Here is a 15,515-nt window from a genome sequence, read left to right on the forward strand (position 1 = left end):
GGTATTGATAATTAGATTCTAATAATTGTTTCGTAAATATGCGAAGTGGTTTCTAGAAGGGTAATAAAGTGATATAAAGCTGGTAGTCTATTCATTAAGTACCGAGGGGAAGGTTTAAATAGGATGATAACACTAAGTGTTAAAGATTTTGATATAGCGATAAAAGTAATAGAAAGTAACTTGAAAACTGTTCCGACTTTTGTCTATTCAATATTAAATAATTATATTAATGGAATTGTTTATGTAGACTCAAAAAATGTTGAGACATTGCTCATTGGAACAGAATCCGGTATTTATTTCATTGCTGGAGAAGAAGATAATCATCAGTTTAATGATTTTCTTTTTGAATTGTATTGTAATAGAAAAAGTAAGGGACTACGATTTACTTTATTTTCTGCATCTGAAAATTGGGATTGTGTAATTAACGTACTATTTAAAGACAAGTTAAAGCAGAGAGGCTGGTATACTTTTACGTATGACAATAAGAAACATTTTCAATATGAAAGTCCTCTTGCCAGTGAATATTCTATTAAAAGAATAGATGAAGAGTTAATTAATAGTAGCTCTGAATATAATGGAAATTACTATAAAGAGTATTGGGGTTCTGTGTCAAACTTTATTGAAAAGGGTTTCGGTTATTGTATTCTACATAAAGGGAGAGTGGTTAGTGAATGTACTTCGATTTTTTCCTCACTTCATTTCTCAGAAATGGATATTGAAACACACGAAGATTATAGGGGACAAGGATTAGCCGCTATTAATGCAAAAGCATATATAAATCACTGTTTAGAAAATAATATAATGCCTCGCTGGGATTGTGACATATTAAATAATGCATCTATTAAATTAGCTGGAAAATTAGGATTTAGACAACCTAATAAATATTCAATATTTATAAAAAATAGCTAAATGTTTATCAGAAAGCACTAATTAAAGAGAAAAAATAAATGAAACTATAAAAATTGGCACAAACAAAAATAAAGAGGGGGGATTAACTTCTTTTTTTTGCAACAAAAGTGGCAGTACTCATTATTCCCACAAAAAAGGGCAGTTAATAACTTGTTTATCTTATAATAAGAAAGGGCGATTAATTTCAACATGGATGTAGAACTTAATTGTTTCAATATTCTAAAGTGTAGGTTGAAACATGAAATTAGAAAAGATAATTAAAAATAGCATTGAATCTGCCATAGAATATGGTGTTTCAGCATATGAAGTTGTAGTGAATTCTAGAAAAACAAATAAATTATATGATAAACAGTATAAGAATTTCAAACTCCTTAAAAAGCACCCTAACGGTGTAGAAGCTTTATTTCATTTGTTAGAACATCCTAACTTGTATGTAAGATATACCTCAGCAATACATCTGCTTTCAGTTAATGAAAAAGAAGCGAAAGAAGTTATATTGGCTGTTGCCAGTTTATCAGAGTCTTTGAATTTCGATTCATACTATCTTTTGGAAGAGTGGGATAATGGGAATTTAAAGGAATATTACAGTTGATTTATCAATACAGCTCTACTAGGAGGAGAATGATGGATAAGATTTTACAAGATATTATTAGTTGGGTCAGAATGACTGATAAGCATATTATTATTGGCATTTCAGGACATGGTGCTGCTGGAAAAACAACATTTGCCAATAGGTTTGTAAAGCTACTAGATCAAGGTGAAGTGAATTATATTAATACAGATCCTTATATTGTTAGTTCGACCATAAGAAAGCATGCGATTATCGACTATACATATCAAAACGAGAGTCATCGTTTTAAAATGACTGCTTGTCATCCATCAGCGCATCATTTGCCTTCATTAGAAAGAGATGTTCAGATGATTAGAGATGGTTTAGATTTATATACGCTAGATTCACATTATATGAAAAGCGAATTAATTTCTTCAAAAAACAAAGTAACAATTGTAGAAGGAATGAGTGTCGCATTTATTAATCCAGATTTATTTGATTTAAAAATTTACTTCTATACAGATAGTGAAACGGAATTAATGAGAAGATCGAGCCGTGATATTGTTGAAAGGGGAGCTGATATCAATTATTTAAGGCAGTCTCATGATGAACGTCGAATTCAATACGAAGTGTTTATGCATCCGTATAGTCAGCATTTTGATATTATTATCAAAACTTTTGATGAAACATTATGTATAGAGAAAAATACCTTTGAATTTAAATTGAAATGAAGTGAATCCATTTTGAATAGGCATTTTTCAAAATGGATTCCTCTTTGTTTACAACAATAATTAAATAAGGTATTAAAAATTAGCAACTCAATCTATCACCAATTTCATTTGCTGACGATAAGCTATAGGGCTAATAGTGAATTTCGATTTAAATACTTTTGAAAAATAATTTGAATCATTAAATCCTGTCGTTGAGGCGATCTCACTAATTTGCAAGCTTGTTTCTTTAAGAAGTTGTATAGCATGTGTAAGACGCTTTTCATTTAAGTATTGTTTAAAAGTAACTCCTTTAGTTGTTGAAAATAACATGCTTAAGTAGCTTGAGCTAATGCCTAAGAAGTCGGCAAGTGTTTTAAGGTTCAAAGTGCTATCAGAGTAATAAATGTCAATATAATCTAGTGCTCCATTTACATAATCAAACTGGCCGTGTTCCTTTTGGTGTACTGCTTGATTCATTACATCTTGGCAAAAAAGAACGAACTCTTGGATTATAGTGTAAAGCACTGGATGATTCAAAATCATATCAAATAATAAGTCGTATTTTTTTTCGACTTCAATCATTTTTTCCATTTGGTATTTCAGCATAAAACGTCTTACTTGAGCTAATATGCTTGTAAGATGAATGCGAATAGCATCGGGTTGATAGTAAATCTCCAAATTTGAAATGTTATATAAAAATAATTTAATAGTTTGGACATCATTTTGCTCTAATCCATTAATCCAAAGGCGCTGTTGCTCAATTGTTAAAAAGTGATCGAATTTTTTGTAGACCGGCATTTGGCTAACATAAAAAAATTGAGAAAACCCACTTTGAAAACGCAAACTCAATGCCTGTTTTAGTTGATTATACATAGTTTTTATGGATCTATTAGATAAATCATAGATGGCGATATTTAAATAAGCGTTATGGGATTTAGTCCACTCTCGCATAATTGATTTTCCCTTTTTAATTAATTCTTCTAAATTTTTGTCTCTAGAGAAGCACATAATTCTTTTTGATAATGGATAAAAGGTAAATTGCTGTGAGAAAGGTAGTGATTGTAGCCAATGAAAGAGTAACTCATTTTGCTCTGAAAACTCAGTTTCTATCATAAAGCAAAAAACATTGTCTTCTATTGGAGTAGGGGAATCATCTATAAATAATGCTGGATAGATTGAGTTCTCTTGTACGTAAGAAAGTGTATCTTTAAAAGGATTCAATATTTGACGACATGCATGTGTTAAATACTGTTTCAATAAATTCAAATCGATTGGTTTTACAAGCAAAGTTAAAGCTCGTAAAGAAAGAGCTTCTTGGGCATTCTTAAATAAGGGTTCTGCAGTTATTGTGATTAAATGATGAGGTTGAATCGATAAAGCCCTCTTTAATCCGTTTGTCTTATCTTGCATTAAGATTTCAAGTTCCAGCAAAATAATTTCTGGATTCTCCATTTCAAGACAATTTATAGCATCTTCAACGGTTCCTGCCTCGTAAACAGTAGTAATATCCAACTGATAGTGTTTAATAAACCATTGAATACCTGTTCTTTCGGTTTGATCTCTATCAATTATTAAAAGTTTCAACCTTACCACCACCACTCCATTATTTTTGATTAATATGTTATTGCTAAAAAATCTAAAATAAGTCCCTATCTAATCTAATATAATTCTATACAATCTAAAATAATTCCTCTTTTTCTTTTAACACCTATTTATAGCTGCCTGGATAATACCTAAATCGCCAACAGTTTATTGAAATGGTTTAGATGATGTAAAGACAATTATTTAAACAACTTCATATAAATTCGTGGGATAAACTGTATTAGCATATGATGTTTTGGAACAATGATTTTTGTAAACTGCTATATGGAAATTAGTGAGGTTTAAAAAGACTTTAATATTTCTATAGATCATAGCCACCATATGGCTGGACATTCAGAAGAAGTCATTGAACGAATTTGGGGATGTTATGAGGTGATAATTGGAATTTCATAAATCATTGTCGATAAGTTTTAGAAATACTGATCATACAATATGTGTAGAAGTAAACCATCCACTAAAAAATCATTGTAAAAGTAGGATACCTAAATAAATGAACTAATTACTAAGATTCGTTTATTTGGTGAGGGACATTTTACGACTTAATTTTGTTATAGGTAAGGTGAATTATTAAAAGGTTTAAAATTTAAATTAGTGGAGGTTACGAATGAGTGAATCAAAAACACAGGTGTTTGTCAGTGATTTTACAGGGGCGACGGATGCCATCAAAATTCAAGCTGCTTTAGATTTTGCGTTTGCAAATAAGCAAAAAGTCGTCATTGCAGAAGAACGTAAATACCAACTAAACGCAACAATTAAGATTCGTGAAGGGGTAGAGTTACGCGGAGAACGTGCAACTCATTACTCATTAGATGCAAATTTGAGAGGTTTTGAGTTGGAACAAGGAGCTTCTTTCTGTGGTGGAACAATCAGTATAGGAATTGTTAATTACGCTAAGGAAGTTGTCTATTTAGACGGGAAATATAGGTATGATAGTACTAGTGCCAAAACAGTTATACGTGATTTAGTCATTTGGAACTGGACATCAACGACTAGCGGGATAGGCTTATCTTTATTCTCGGGTGGAGAAACGCATCAAATTCAATTTCTAAACATTGAACGACTTGTGATATGGAATTTTGACATCGGAATTAAATTAAAAGCAACTGAACCAACTAAGGGCCAAACGTGGATCAATGCAAACCGATTCGACAAAATCACATTGTCAGAGTGTAATCAAATGATTGTGATTGAATCAAATACTTCTGTGCCATTTGAATGTTCGGGGAACGTATTTTCAAACCTGCAGATTCAACCAGGCACTACAACGAAGCAAATTTTGAAAATATCGGGTATGGGGAATTCGTTCACCGGCGTTCTATGGGATACACAGTTGATTCAACATTCAGGTCCTATTGCAGAATTTACCTCCACTAGTTCCATGAACAATATAAATATGATGTTCTTTCCTGAGGAACGTTACGTCAACAATGGTGAGAACACAAACAGAATCGGTGTTGGTGGATTGACCGCAGAAGGTGAATTGGTGGGGCGTGACTGGAATACGGTCCAGAAGATGGGAACGTATCGAATCATTGAACCATCAGGATTAAAAGCAGCTCTTCATCAGCCTGTAGGAGCTTATGAATATGGAATTATGATCGTTTTCACAACGGGAGATAACGTAGCGCAATTTTATGTTCCGCATCAAGGAACTGAGAATTTCTATATTAGGTCAAAGTTCGGTTTAACCGACTGGACTCCATGGAAATTGAGTGGTAATGGTGGTGTTCCTGCAAGCATCGAAGTATTATCAGCAGACCCTGTGAATCCTGCGATTGGTAAGATGTGGATTAGGAGTGATCTATAAATGGGCACGCCTATTGCCTATCAACGCATCCATACAGCTAAAGGGACATTTGAAATTCCTTTGTACTCAATGAGAGATACTTCTATCCTGGATAAATCTCTACAGGTGATGACGCATAAAGGTCTAGCTTGCTATGAACTAGTAGATGCGAAAGGGGGAGGGGGTGGAAATTCTTCTTTCCTTAGAATTCAAACTCACAAGGGTATGAAAGCTATTAAAGGTATTGTAAACATCATTAAGCCGATTAATTCAGCCAAAGCAAGGGCGAATGACAAGGCTTCAGTTATTATTGAAAATACGACAGACTATTTCCATGTTTCAACTCCTTGGGCTGGAACGGGGCTTGTCATACCGATTGGATCACTAGTTCCAAATCATTTTTATGATTTTACATTGTCTTTAGAAGTAACGTATTCCTTAACCAAAGCCGATTTTGTACGGGTGAGTGTCTGGAACGCCACACAAAAAAAATACCTGGTCAATGGTACGGCGATTATGTTTAGCACTCCGAGAGTTGGAGTTAAACAAGATTTGAAAAGTATCAGGCTAAATACAGGGGCAATACTGCCGACAGATCAAATCGAGTTAGAAATATTTTCGGCAAATGGTGATAAAAACACGGATGATTCTTTAAACTTTAAAGTCTATAAATCAGGAATGACGATTAAATTAGTGTGAAAACACAGAGGGGGACATAAGCGCCCCTTTCTATATGAATATAACTATTAAAGTCTTCGTTTTGCCGAAAAACAAGAAGTTAAGCTCCTTAATAGATAGTAGATAGGGAAATATATATGGTGTAAAGCGGATTAGTACATAGTTAAAAGTACAAAATATAAAACAAACCTAATTTCCAATATAAGTTGGTAGTTAGGTTTGTTTTTATTCATAGTTGCTATAACTTATTTCTTAATCTTTATATCGATCGAGTACCTATATTTTTCGCGTCATACTTTAAAATACTTCTTCAGATTTAACCAGTCCTAATTTTTTTATGTGATATTGTAATGATTGTCTAGAAATATTTAATTGCTTTGCTGCAACTGTAATATTCCATTTATTGCGGACAAGTATGTTTTCTATATAATTAGCTTGATTAGATTCTAGGATGGACTTAAGTGGTCTTGCTATTTCTTCGACACGATCTGTAATGGAGAGTTTTTTTCTTAGATAATAAGGTAAAAAGGATTCGAAAACAGTTTCATTAGACTTAGCTTGAATTACTAAATTCTCAATTAAGTGCTGTAGCTCTCTTGTGTTTCCTGGCCAGTCATACGAGAGTAAAGTTTTATAAAGTGTAGGTGAAAGAATAATATTTTGCTTTAAATACTTTTTTTGATAAGTAGATAGGAAGTGATTGATGAAAAATAATATATCTTCAGCTCTTTCTCTTAAAGGGGGTATATAAATACTTGCATGTGCGATTCGATAGAACAAATCCAATCGCATTCGACCCTCAGAAGCCAGCAGTTCTGGATCTTCATTAGATGCACTAATAACACTACAAGTAATAGGAATAAGTTTATTACTACCTACTCTTCTTACAGCTCTTTCTTGCAAAACGCGCATAAGTTTAGGTTGAAGTGTTATTGGCAATGAATTTATTTCATCTAAAAATAAAGTGCCGTCCTTTGCATATTCAAATAATCCTTCTTGGTCAATCGCTCCCGTAAAAGCTCCCTTAACTGAACCAAATAGAGTACTCTCTAGCAAGTTTTCAGGAATTGCCGCACAGTTTACAGCTACGAATGGATTGTTCGCACGGGGACTGAAATTGTGCATACTTTGAGCAAATAACTCTTTTCCTGTTCCTGTTTCACCAACAATTAAAGCATCAGTATCGTAAAGTGAAAGATTTTGTGCCTCTTCAATTGCCCTTTTTAAGACATGACTATCACCCTTAATATTTTCAAAAGTATATAAAGTTCCATTTGTATTTCCTATCACTTGAAGATCCTTTGTAACGAGGCTACGTTTTAATTCTATTGTTTCAAGTAGTTTGTTTTTTAAACTTGTTTCAGTATGGCTTATAGAAAATACAGCAATTGTTTGTCCATCTTTTTGTATTGGAAATGAACTATAGCCAACGTATTGTGGGCCATTATCTGTTTTAGAATGAGCTTTGTATTTTGTGTAAATGGGCTTACCCGTTTTGAAGATATGAGCATGTTCGGACTGTCTTCTATTGTACTTATAAACATCCCAAAGTTTATTGTTTAAAACTTCATTTTTTTTCATTTGTTCCATTTCTTCCTGAGCTTTATTGTAGTAGATAATGCTCCCATCACGGTCACTAACTATTACTCCTTCATTAAGTTTTTCTAAGACTTCTTCTAAACAAATGAGGCGATTAGTTTGATTATTTGAAAGGTCACCTATATCTTCGATTGTTAGAAATATTAAATTATATTCAAATAAGTAAGAGTCTAACTTTATTTTATAATGATGGCCATCAAGTGAAATAATTGTATTATTCTGCAACTCATTTTTATTTACCTGAAGTACTTCACATATAGAAATGTTTTTTCTCAATTGTAATGAAAGATTCGGATGGGTTTTCCACCATAGAATTTCAAACTGTTCGTTCATCACAATGACATTTGTACAAAGGTTATCCACTAGTCTTTTTAATTCTTCGATCAATGAAAAAATCCCCCTTTGAAACTATTAAGCTCGTATATGCAAAATTTATCTGCTACATAGGATTGTAACATAAAACAATGATATTTCAGAAAAATTAGAATTTTATAGATTTATAGTTTTTTAGTGCAAAATTTATCTGCGATTTTTAAAGAGGAATGTAATAAAAGATTATAAATTAACACTTATGAAAATAATTAAATTCATTGAGAAACCTATATCTTACTATTTATCCATTAGTGATTTGGTTTTATAAAAAAGAGTTGGCACACCTTTTGCTTATATTAAATGTATAACCTAAAAGGGGGCATTTACTATGAAAACACCAGAAGTTTTATATTCAGTAAAAGCGCAAAGAGGGAACGTACTCCGATGTAAAGGATGGAGACAAGAAGTAATTTTAAGAATGCTAGAAAATAATATGGAAAATGCAGAAAAACCTGAGGAGTTAGTAATCTATGGAGGGATTGGGAAAGCAGCTCGAAATTGGGAATCCTACCATGCAATTGTTGATTCCCTTAAAAACTTAGAAGATGATGAAACTTTAGTTGTTCAATCAGGTATGCCAGTTGCTATTTTCAAAACTCATAAATATGCTCCCACTGTTGTAATGGCAACTACAAATATCATGAAAGCAGATTGGCCAACGTTTTATGATTTACAAGATAAAAACTTGACGATGTATGCTAATTACACTGCTGCACCATGGGAATATATCGGAACACAAGGAGTTATTCAAGGGACATTTGAAACTCTTTCAGCAATTGCTCGTTTACACTACAACGATTCTTTAGTAGGGAAAATTTTACTGACTGCTGGAGCAGGTGGCATGGGTGGAAATCAAACACGTGCTATGACGATGCACGGGGGTGTTGCAATTTTATGTGATTCAAATATTGATATTATTAATCGCCGTATTGAAAAAGGATTTATAGATGTAGTTGTTGAATCGTTTGACAAAGCCGTTTCACTGGCAAAAGAGAAAGCGGAAAAGGGAGAAGCAATAGGTATTGCAGTAGTTGGGAACGCTGCAGATATTTTTGAGGAAGCTCTAGAGAAGAATTTCTTGCCGGATATTACTACTTCTATGACTCCTGCACATGATCCATTTGCGTATTTACCGGCAAACTATACAGTTGAAGAGGCTGAGGAATTACGTGAATCAGACCGCGATAAATACTTATTAGAAGCTCGTAAAACAATGGTCCGTGAACTCAATGCGCTTATTAAGTTCTTAGACTTAGGAGTAAATTCATTCGAATATGGCACAAGCATTCGTAAAGAATGTATTGATGCGGGAATGGATGCAAAAGAAGCAAAACGTTTACCAGGATTTGTTGCTGAATACATCCGTCCATTATTCTGTGAAGGACGTGGACCATTCAGATGGATTTGCATGTCAGGTGAAGCTGAAGATTTACGTAAAATTGATGATATGATTTTAGAGAAATTTAGTGATGATTTATTAGTCACACGTTGGATCAAGTTGGCAAAAGAGCATATCCCAATTGAAGCATTACCAGCTCGCATTTGTTATATGGGATTTGGCCAACGCAAAAAATTTGCATTAGAAGTAAATGACATGATCCGTAGAGGGGAATTGAGCGGGCCAGTTGCATTTTCTCGAGATAATTTAGATTCTGGATCAATTGTAAATCCAACATTTGAGTCTGAAAATATGAAAGATGGTGGAGATTTAATTTCTGATTGGCCAGTATTAAATGGCTTATTGAACGCAGTTGGTATGTGTGACTTAATCGCACTTCAGGCTAATTATTCTATGGGTGAAGCTGTTCATACTGGTGTAACAATGATTGCTGATGGTACTGAAGAAGCGGATATGCGACTTGAAGTTGCCATGACAGTTGATTCGGGTATTGGAGTAATACGTCATGCACAAGCAGGTTATGAAACTGCTAAAGAAGTAGCAAATGGGAAAGGTAAATTGACAAATGAAAGTATTCAAGTTCCATTATGGTGGGAACCAACAGCTACATTTGGACCGAAAGATATAAAAAAAACTAGTGTGCTGAAGTAATAGATTTTGGGGGTCTAATCAGAATTGTTAGACCCTTTTTTAAATGAATTGAGGTGAAAAAATGCAAAAAATAGGGCAAATAGGAAATGACCAAGTTGAAAACAGAAAGTATTCAACGACAACTATTTTAAAGTTCTTCTTATGCAGTGTACTTGGCATATTTATGTTTTTCTTACCGCTCACCATTAATGGAAAAAACTCTATCCCACTAGATCACTTAGTTGGATGGATTCGAACTACTTTTAGTTCTCTTATAGTTTACTACATTTTAGTAATAGTAATTCTGGGAGCACTTTATCCATTTTATAAAAAAACATGGAATTCTTCATTGATTGAAGCAGGTATTTCTTTTTTAAAAGTATTTGGTGCGATTGCAGCAGTTCTAGTTGTTTTTAATATTGGACCAGATTGGTTGATGGCTGAGGATATGGGACCATATTGGTATAATGCGCTACTTACTCCAATAGGTGTTCTTGTACCAATTGGTGCCATTTTTTTAGCACTACTTGTTGGATATGGTCTATTAGAATTCATTGGGATTTTAATGCAGCCTATAATGCGACCATTTTGGAAAACCCCAGGTCGATCGGCTGTAGATGCTGTTGCTTCATTCGTCGGTAGTTATTCCATAGGGTTATTAATAACAAACCGTATCTTTAAGGAAGGGAAATATACGGCTAAGGAAGCAGCTATTATTGCTACAGGTTTTTCAACGGTATCCGCAACTTTTATGATTGTTGTAGCTAATACTCTGGATTTGATGTCTATATGGAATTTGTATTTTTGGACAACATTTTTTGTAACATTTCTTGTGACCGCAATTACAGTGCGTATTTGGCCGATAAGAAACATGAGTAATGACTATTATGAAAATAAGCCGGGAGACCCTGAACAAATTGTTACAAAAAATCGACTGAAACATGCTTGGAATGAAGGATTAACTACCGCAGAGAATGCAAAAAGTATTTGGAAAAACATTATAGAGAACGTTAAGGATGGCATAGTCATGGCAATGGGAATATTGCCAACTATTATGTCTATTGGATTAATAGGCTTGCTTCTAGTGAATAATACACCAATTTTTGATTACCTAGCATATATCTTTTATCCACTAACCTATTTACTACAAATAGCAGAACCAATGTTAGCGGCAAAAGCTGCGGTAATTAATTTAATTGATATGTTTTTACCATCATTAGTGATATTAGAAGCACCATTAGAAACTCGATTTATTATAGCGGTATTATCTATTTCGGCTATTTTGTTCTTTTCAGCGCTAATACCATGTATTTTATCAACGGAGATTCCTATTAACGTTGGTCAAATGATTATTATTTGGTTCATTCGAACAGTGTTGACGTTAATTATTGTGACGCCAATTGTATATTTGCTTTTATAGAAAGGAGTTATTGAATTGACTAAAATTAGACCACAGTTAATTATTGAAAATGCTGCTCAAGTAGTAAGCTGTGTGGGAGATAAAATGTCGGATATTTGTCCGTTAACTAATGTTGCAATTGTCATACAAGATGGTGTTATTATTGAGGTTTGCTCTCAAGAAGGTGTGAAAAATCACTATATTCGAGATAATCACAATGTTATTGATGCCACCGGAAAAGTTGTAGCACCAGGCTTTGTCGATTCACATACGCATTTAGTTTTTTATGGTAGCCGTGTAGAGGAATACGCAGCTAAACTTTATGGTAATGCAGAAGAAAATTTGAAGGAATTGGAAATTAAAACCGGTCCTAATCGAACAATTGAACTGACTCGTAATCAGCCAGCAAGTGAATTGTTAAGCCAATCCAAAAAAAGAATGTATTCAATGCTCAAGCATGGTACAACAACAGTTGAAAGTAAAAGTGGATATGGTTTAACGGTTGAAAGTGAGATGAAAATTCTTGAAGTGGGACGTAAATTGCAAGAAGAGACACCAATAGATGTAATAAATACATTTTTAGGAGCGCATGGTTTCCCGGAAGGTATGACAAAAGAACAATACTTAAAAGTTATTTTAGAGGATATGATTCCAGAGGTTGGAAAAAAGAATCTAGCTGAATTTTGCGATGTATGGTGTGATGATGGCTATTTTACCGCAGAAGAGTCTAGACAAATTTTAGAAGCTGGATTAGCAGCCGGAATGCTTCCTAAGATTCATGCTGATGCGTACTCCTATATTGGAGGTTCAGATTTAGCAGCGGATATGAAAATGATATCAATTGATCATTTAAACTATACTCCAGATCATGTTATGAAAAGGCTAGTAGATAGTAAAGTCGTTGGTGTCGTTATGCCTGCACTTGATTTTGCAGTTGCTCACAAAAAGCCTTTTAATGCTAGACGAATGTTGGATTCTGGCATGACCATAGCTCTTGCAACGGATATGTGTCCTGCTTGTTATACAACTTCAATGCAATTTGTTATGCAATTGGCATGCAGGCTTTATCAATTCTCTGTAGAAGAAGCGATTAAAGCTGCAACTTGGGGCGGAGCAAAGGCATTAAATTTAGAAGATCGAGGGACAATAGCTGTTGGCCAACTTGCAGACCTTCAAATATGGGATGTACCAAATTATAAGCATGTTGCCTATGAACTTGGTTCGAATTTAGTAGATACAGTGATTAAAAATGGGGAAGTAGTTTATGAGGAAAGAACAAAAATTTTAGAGAATGTTGAATTTTAGAGGAGGAATAAAAATGAAAGTACAATTGCATTCGAAAGCTGCTTCAAAAGTAAATGAACAACGTTTACTAGAATTGTTTTTAGATCTTGCAAAAATTGATGGTCCTAGTACAAAAGAGCAGCTTGTCGCAGATTATTTAGCAAAGGAACTCCCTAAACTTGGGTTTACTATTGAATTTGATGAAGCTCATAAAAACTTTAACGGTGAAGTTGGGAACTTAGTAGCTTGGAAAGAAGGTACGGATTCAACTATTCCACCATTGTTCTTTTCGACGCATATGGATACTGTTTTACCAACGAAAAACCTGAAACCAGTTATAAAAGATGGTGTTATATATTCTGATGGCACAACTATTTTAGGAGCAGATGATCGCGCAGCTCTCGCTTCTTATATCGAGGCTATCCGAGCTGTTATTGAGAGTGAGATTCCTCATGGCCCTATTGAATTACTGTTAACAGTAAATGAACAACCAGGTTTAGTAGGTGCCCGTTTTATGGACTATAGCAAGATTAAAAGTAAAGTAGGTTATATATTTGACAGCAGTGGAGATGTTGGTCAAACCATTTTAAAAGGACCTTTTAGTAGTCGCATTTATTTAAAGGTAAAAGGAAATGCGGCGCATATTGCTCTAAATGCTGAAGAAGGAAATAGTGCTTTTGTAATCGCAGCGGCTGGTCTACTAAAAATGAAGTTAGGTAAAGTAGATGAAGAGACATTGGCAAATGTTGGTATGATAGAAGGCGGAGAATTAACATCTATTATTCCGGGTACTGTCACACTAGCTGGAGAAGTAAGAAGTTTTTCAAAAGAAAAATTAAATATGCAACTTCGACACATGGAGCAGGTGATGAAAGAAGCAGCAAAAGAACTGGGGGGAGTAGTAGAAATCACTCTAGAAAAGAAATACAGTGGTTTTGATATTCCTGAAGAACATATTCTCGTTCAAAATGTTACAGATGCATCTCGACAAATAAACGTTCAGCCGTATTTAACGAATACATTAGGTGGAGCAGATACAAATGTACTTAATGAGAATGGGTTAACATGTATTACTTTAGGTAACGGCTTCCAGAATATTCATTCATATAGAGAATGTATTAGTATAGAAAATCTAATTAATACAGGAAGATTAACAGCTTCGTTAATTGAGCAATGGTATGAGAATAATAAATAATTTGCAGTGTTATTTGAGAATAAGTAAGCGTTTTCTTAAATAAGGTTGGAGGGGAAATATGTTAGATAATCCGGTGTTGATATCTGTTATCATTCTAACCGTACTAAGCTTATTAAGGGTGCATGTTATCTTTGCGTTATTAATTGCTGCGATAGTAGCAGGGTTAGTGGCTGGGCTACCGCTTAGTGAAACAATGACCATTTTTATAGATGGAATGGGAGCGCAATCTGGGACAGCATTAAGTTATATATTATTAGGGATATTTGCAGCGATGATTGCTCATTCTGGTATACCAGGTGTCTTAATTAATAGATTATTAGCTATAAAGAAACCTAGTAAGTACATTTTTATTTTTGGGTTAGCTTTAACTGCCTGTTTGTCTGGAACATTAATACCTGTTCATATTGCTTTTATTCCCATATTAGTACCGCCGCTTTTATACTTCTTTAATAAGTTGAAAATTGATCGTCGAGCACTAGCTTCAGCTCTTACTTTTGGTTTGAAAATGCCTTATTTGTGTATCCCAGTAGCCTACGGTTTGATATTTCAGGGGATTATTGCAACGGAAATGACAAAGAACGGTATGGCAATAAATCAGACTAGTGTTCCAGTAGCAATGATTATACCAGCTATTGGCATGTGGGTTGGTTTGTTTATAGCAATATTCATTACTTATCGAAAACCACGAAATTATGCACAAACAAATGAAGATATTGAATTTTTAAAAGAAGCGAAGAATGAACAACCTAAACGGAATTTTGAGCTTAGAGATGGAATAACAATCTTTGCTGTAATTATTGCATTAGCAATTCAATTAACATTTAGTTCATTAGTGTTGGGGGCATTATCTGGAATTATTGTAATGTTTGTAGGTCGAATTGTGACAATAAAAGAAGGAGAAGATGTAGTGCAGGGTGGGGTTAAATTAATGGGAGTTATAGCCTTTATCATGCTTATAGCTTCTGGATATGCCACTATTTTAAAAGAAACTAATGCTATTAGCGAACTAGTTAATGCAGTAAATGGTGTGACAGGGGATAGTAAATTAATTACAGCAACTCTATTGTTATTTATTGGTTTACTTGTAACAATGGGAATAGGTACATCATTTGGAACTGTACCGATCCTTGCAGTTGTATTTGTTCCTTTATGTATCTCAATAGGCTTTAGTCCATTAGCTACCGCTGCCATTATTGGTACGGCAGGTGCATTAGGAGATGCGGGCTCTCCAGCATCAGATAGTACACTTGGTCCAACATCAGGTTTAAATGCAGATGGACAACATGATCATATATGGGATACATGCGTACCTACGTTTATTCATTACAACATTCCGTTATTTATATTCGGAATTATTGCAGCAATGGTTTTATAAAAAACAGAATATTCAATTTATAAGGTG

General features: G+C 34.1%; 12 protein-coding genes. 10 read left to right on the top strand and 2 right to left on the bottom strand.

What is annotated here, in order from left to right; translation table 11 throughout:
* Nucleotides 1-123 precede the first annotated feature (123 nt).
* The 3 genes from MHH85_RS06585 (at nt 124) to MHH85_RS06595 (ending at nt 2,190) form a co-directional block, all read left to right on the top strand.
* Nucleotides 124-909, top strand: coding sequence for a GNAT family N-acetyltransferase (locus MHH85_RS06585; RefSeq protein WP_340706365.1), 786 nt, complete (start codon nt 124-126; stop codon nt 907-909).
* 238 nt (nt 910-1,147) lie between these two features.
* Nucleotides 1,148-1,501 (top strand): DUF2019 domain-containing protein, encoded by a 354-nt coding sequence (locus MHH85_RS06590; protein WP_340706366.1) that lies wholly within the window; start codon nt 1,148-1,150, stop codon nt 1,499-1,501.
* Nucleotides 1,502-1,533: 32 nt separating this feature from the next.
* Nucleotides 1,534-2,190 (top strand): uridine kinase family protein, encoded by a 657-nt coding sequence (locus MHH85_RS06595; RefSeq protein ID WP_340706367.1) that lies wholly within the window; start codon nt 1,534-1,536, stop codon nt 2,188-2,190.
* Between the two features lie 87 nt (nt 2,191-2,277).
* Here MHH85_RS06595 and MHH85_RS06600 read toward each other — a convergent pair whose 3' ends face one another.
* The gene (locus tag MHH85_RS06600; protein ID WP_340706368.1) at nt 2,278-3,753 is read right to left on the bottom strand and encodes a DNA-binding response regulator; all 1,476 of its coding nucleotides are present in this window, start codon (nt 3,751-3,753) and stop codon (nt 2,278-2,280) included.
* 622 nt (nt 3,754-4,375) lie between these two features.
* On the opposite strand from MHH85_RS06600, the gene MHH85_RS06605 reads away from it, so the two are divergent.
* A complete protein-coding gene (locus MHH85_RS06605; RefSeq protein WP_340706369.1) occupies nt 4,376-5,578 on the top strand; it encodes a pyocin knob domain-containing protein in 1,203 nt (400 codons plus the stop codon).
* On the top strand, nt 5,579-6,256 hold the full coding sequence (locus tag MHH85_RS06610) for a hypothetical protein (protein WP_340706370.1): 678 nt from the start codon (nt 5,579-5,581) through the stop codon (nt 6,254-6,256). It begins immediately after the preceding gene.
* Nucleotides 6,257-6,532: 276 nt separating this feature from the next.
* On the opposite strand, the gene MHH85_RS06615 is transcribed toward MHH85_RS06610, so the two are convergent.
* A complete protein-coding gene (locus MHH85_RS06615) occupies nt 6,533-8,221 on the bottom strand; it encodes a sigma-54 interaction domain-containing protein (protein WP_340706371.1) in 1,689 nt (562 codons plus the stop codon).
* Nucleotides 8,222-8,534: 313 nt separating this feature from the next.
* Between MHH85_RS06615 and MHH85_RS06620 the strand changes: the two genes are divergently transcribed.
* The 5 genes from MHH85_RS06620 (at nt 8,535) to MHH85_RS06640 (ending at nt 15,488) form a co-directional block, all read left to right on the top strand.
* Entirely contained in the window at nt 8,535-10,256 is a 1,722-nt protein-coding gene (locus tag MHH85_RS06620) for a urocanate hydratase (protein WP_193740090.1), read from the top strand.
* A 61-nt stretch (nt 10,257-10,317) separates the two neighbouring features.
* Nucleotides 10,318-11,655, top strand: coding sequence for a YjiH family protein (locus tag MHH85_RS06625; RefSeq protein ID WP_340706372.1), 1,338 nt, complete (start codon nt 10,318-10,320; stop codon nt 11,653-11,655).
* 15 nt (nt 11,656-11,670) lie between these two features.
* Entirely contained in the window at nt 11,671-12,939 is a 1,269-nt protein-coding gene (gene hutI / locus MHH85_RS06630) for an imidazolonepropionase (RefSeq protein ID WP_340706373.1), read from the top strand.
* Between the two features lie 13 nt (nt 12,940-12,952).
* A complete protein-coding gene (locus tag MHH85_RS06635; RefSeq protein ID WP_340706374.1) occupies nt 12,953-14,113 on the top strand; it encodes a M20/M25/M40 family metallo-hydrolase in 1,161 nt (386 codons plus the stop codon).
* A 58-nt stretch (nt 14,114-14,171) separates the two neighbouring features.
* Nucleotides 14,172-15,488 carry a Na+/H+ antiporter family protein gene (locus tag MHH85_RS06640; RefSeq protein ID WP_340706375.1) on the top strand — a complete coding sequence of 439 codons (1,317 nt, stop codon included), beginning with the start codon at nt 14,172-14,174 and terminating at the stop codon, nt 15,486-15,488.
* Nucleotides 15,489-15,515 lie beyond the last annotated feature (27 nt).

This window comes from Viridibacillus sp. FSL E2-0187 (assembly GCF_038006425.1).
GTDB lineage: Bacteria > Bacillota > Bacilli > Bacillales_A > Planococcaceae > Viridibacillus > Viridibacillus arvi.